General features: G+C 44.5%; 4 protein-coding genes. 3 read left to right on the plus strand and 1 reads right to left on the minus strand.

Annotated elements, in window-relative coordinates; all coding sequences use genetic code 11:
- A partial coding sequence (locus tag WBV27_RS07650; RefSeq protein WP_424200868.1) for an FAD:protein FMN transferase occupies window positions 1-374 on the minus strand: 374 nt, incomplete at its 3' end.
- Between the two features lie 454 nt (window positions 375-828).
- On the opposite strand from WBV27_RS07650, the gene WBV27_RS07655 reads away from it, so the two are divergent.
- The 3 genes from WBV27_RS07655 to WBV27_RS07665 form a co-directional block, all read left to right on the plus strand.
- The gene (locus tag WBV27_RS07655; protein WP_424200870.1) at window positions 829-975 is read left to right on the plus strand and encodes a lmo0937 family membrane protein; all 147 of its coding nucleotides are present in this window, start codon (window positions 829-831) and stop codon (window positions 973-975) included.
- A 299-nt stretch (window positions 976-1,274) separates the two neighbouring features.
- A complete protein-coding gene (locus tag WBV27_RS07660; protein WP_424200872.1) occupies window positions 1,275-1,643 on the plus strand; it encodes a hypothetical protein in 369 nt (122 codons plus the stop codon).
- A 181-nt stretch (window positions 1,644-1,824) separates the two neighbouring features.
- The coding region (locus WBV27_RS07665) for an HAD-IC family P-type ATPase (protein WP_424200874.1) at window positions 1,825-2,693 on the plus strand (869 nt) is incomplete at its 3' end.

Consider the following 2,693-nt stretch of genomic DNA (forward strand, 5'->3'; position numbering starts at 1 on the left):
TGGTCCAGGACGAGGCCTTTGTAATCGACAAGTTCATGGAGCTGCTCGAGATCCTGGCTGTCAGGTACGTAATCTCCTTTTTTGCCGATTCCCCATAGCGCGGTGGCGGGGCGTACGGTGATGTCAATCGCTCCTTTGGAAAGATTCGAAAAATCTTGTGCTCTTTTTAACATAAAAAAAGTTTCTTCATCGATCGCGACAGGCCGGATGCCTGCTTGCGCTGATATTTCGGCAATCGCACTTGTGGGCTGGAAGGCGGAAAATTTGGCTTCAAGAGCTTCGCACAATGTCCGGCATTCTTCCAACAGCGGCAGGCAATCCTCCTCTATCATAATCTGGTTGTAGGTACCGAAGGCATGGAACGAAATTTGCATGGAATCACCATTTCTTTTATATTTTCTTTCGCATGCATTCATTGTATGCCTATAAGAATGACGATTCCCCGAAAAAAAGACGTAAATTTGCGGGAAAAATGGAGCAGAGTACTTCATAGGGACAGATACACCTACAAATAATTTACAGTGGAACAAACAGAATTGTGGCGTTGCTTTTATGGGCGTTATCGCGATACTATTGACATATACCAACAAAACACTAGTTTTATGCAAAATTAATAATTAGTGGTAAAATTACCTTAAGTTATGAAAAGAACGGAATCAAAAAAAGGAACAGGGACAATTTCTTTGGAAATAAATGAAAACGCTTCCGGAAAGTGTGGTGAGGAATAGCTATAGGGCACAACTTCTCAGCTCGCTGTAGCTTAAGCATATGAAGGGCGAGGCAGAGAATTAACAGAACCAAACAAATTAATAGAGGAGAGTGAGACACATGTTATGGACAATTGCGGTTGTATTTTTGGTTTTATGGTTGCTTGGTTTCACCTTGCTACCGGCGGCTGGTTCCTTAATACACATTCTTTTGGTGATTGCGGTCATTCTGGTAGTAATGCAGTTGGCTAGCGGCAAAAAATTATAATATTTCACAGTTTATGCGTGAAGGGCGGTGCGCTCTGCTTTTTGGGATATGGCGTGTGTTTATGGATAAAATAAACTCCGACGCGATAAATCGGCTTTATCTTGAAAGCTGAGCGCAATGTCAACAGTAAAGAATAAACATATAGGCCAATCCAAAATCCAAAAAAATCGGCTTCGAGCTAATTGGCTGTATTCGCGAGAGTTCCACGACATTCGAATATCATATCTCATAACCAAATGGTGCTGACTGCATAAGAAAATAGGGTTGTTTTTTTTTATTTTTGAGGGAGGTGCCAATAAATGGAAATACATCTGAATGCTTACGCTGCAGTTATAATTTTGGTTGTCCTCATAATTGCGATGATTACAATTATTGTATTCCGACTTGAACTGAAAAAATTGAGAAATATTTACAGCTTGCGGATGAAGAAGGTACCTCTCAATGATCAAGATAAAGTTGAGCCATATGTGATGGCTGCTGACGTTTATGCTGTCCCCCCCTCATCCTGGGCGGAGCGGTTGGACGTGGTATACCGGATCGGTAGGATGGATGTACAAGGCTGGGTTAGAATCTATATTGGGGTTCCAAAAGCACGGAAATACGCTGTTGCTGGATCCCTGCATCTCTCAAAAATGGCCAGAATACACGATAAGGTACAAGTATTTTGATTCCACTTATGACATAAAAGTCAAAAACCCTGAAGGCGTCAATAAGGGAGTGATAACAATAGGAGAAGGAAGCGAAACGCGTGAAGGAAACATCTTAGAATTGGTCAATGATGGAAAAGTGTACGATATTGAGGTGTTGATGGGGAAATAGGTAAAACGGTTCGGGAAAGAAGGGCGTTTCATGGAAGAAAAAGGGAGGATTAACTATTGGAGTATGACTCCAGAAGAGGTGCTGCAAGCTATCCATACCAACGCAAACGGCCTGGCCGCTGAAGAAGCTGCAAGAAGATTAAAACAGCACGGTGAAAATACGCTAAGGGAACAAAAAAAAGACACGCAACTTAGGGCCTTCCTCAGCCAGTTCAAAAATCCAATCATCCTCATACTGCTTGTTGCAACGGGAATATCGGCTGCGACAGGGGAGTGGATCGATGCGATGATCATCCTGGCAATCATCTTTGCGAGCGCTACTCTGAGTTTTTATCAGGAATATACCGCGGGAAATGTCATAGCGGAGCTCCGGGCGAAAGTTCAGGCAAAATCCGTCGTCCTTCGCGATGGCAAGCCAATCGAGATTGCATCAAAAGAGGTAGTCCCGGGCGATATCATCAAGCTTTCTACTGGCAGCCTTATTGTCGCGGACGGCTTGATTCTGGAGAGTACGAATTTATTCGTCAACCAGTCCATCCTCACCGGAGAATCCCAACCATCCGAAAAGAAGTCGGACAAGGTCAGGGAAGACGCCAGCCTGGAGGAACGCACCAACTGTGTCTACACGGGCACGAGTGTACAGAGCGGAAACGCCACAATGTTGGTGGTGGAAACGGGAGCAAGCACCGAATTCGGACAAATCGCCGACAAACTTTCTTTGCGCCCACCAGAAACGGAATTTGAACGTGGCGTGCGACAATTCGGTTATTTATTGACTGAAATCATGCTTGTCCTTACGCTTGTCGTTTTCGCGATCAACGTCATCATGAACAGGCCAGCCATCGAAGCCCTGCTTTTCTCGGTTGCCCTTGCAGTTGGGATTACCCCGCAGCTTTTGCC

Source organism: Trichococcus sp., from assembly GCF_049589555.1.
Classification (GTDB): domain Bacteria; phylum Bacillota; class Bacilli; order Lactobacillales; family Aerococcaceae; genus Trichococcus.

What these genes read in the sequence shown, in the direction of transcription:
- WBV27_RS07655 (WP_424200870.1), top strand. Translation starts at nt 829, where the DNA reads ATGTTATGGACAATTGCGGTTGTATTTTTGGTTTTATGGTTGCTTGGT.
- WBV27_RS07660 (WP_424200872.1), top strand. Translation starts at nt 1,275, where the DNA reads ATGGAAATACATCTGAATGCTTACGCTGCAGTTATAATTTTGGTTGTC.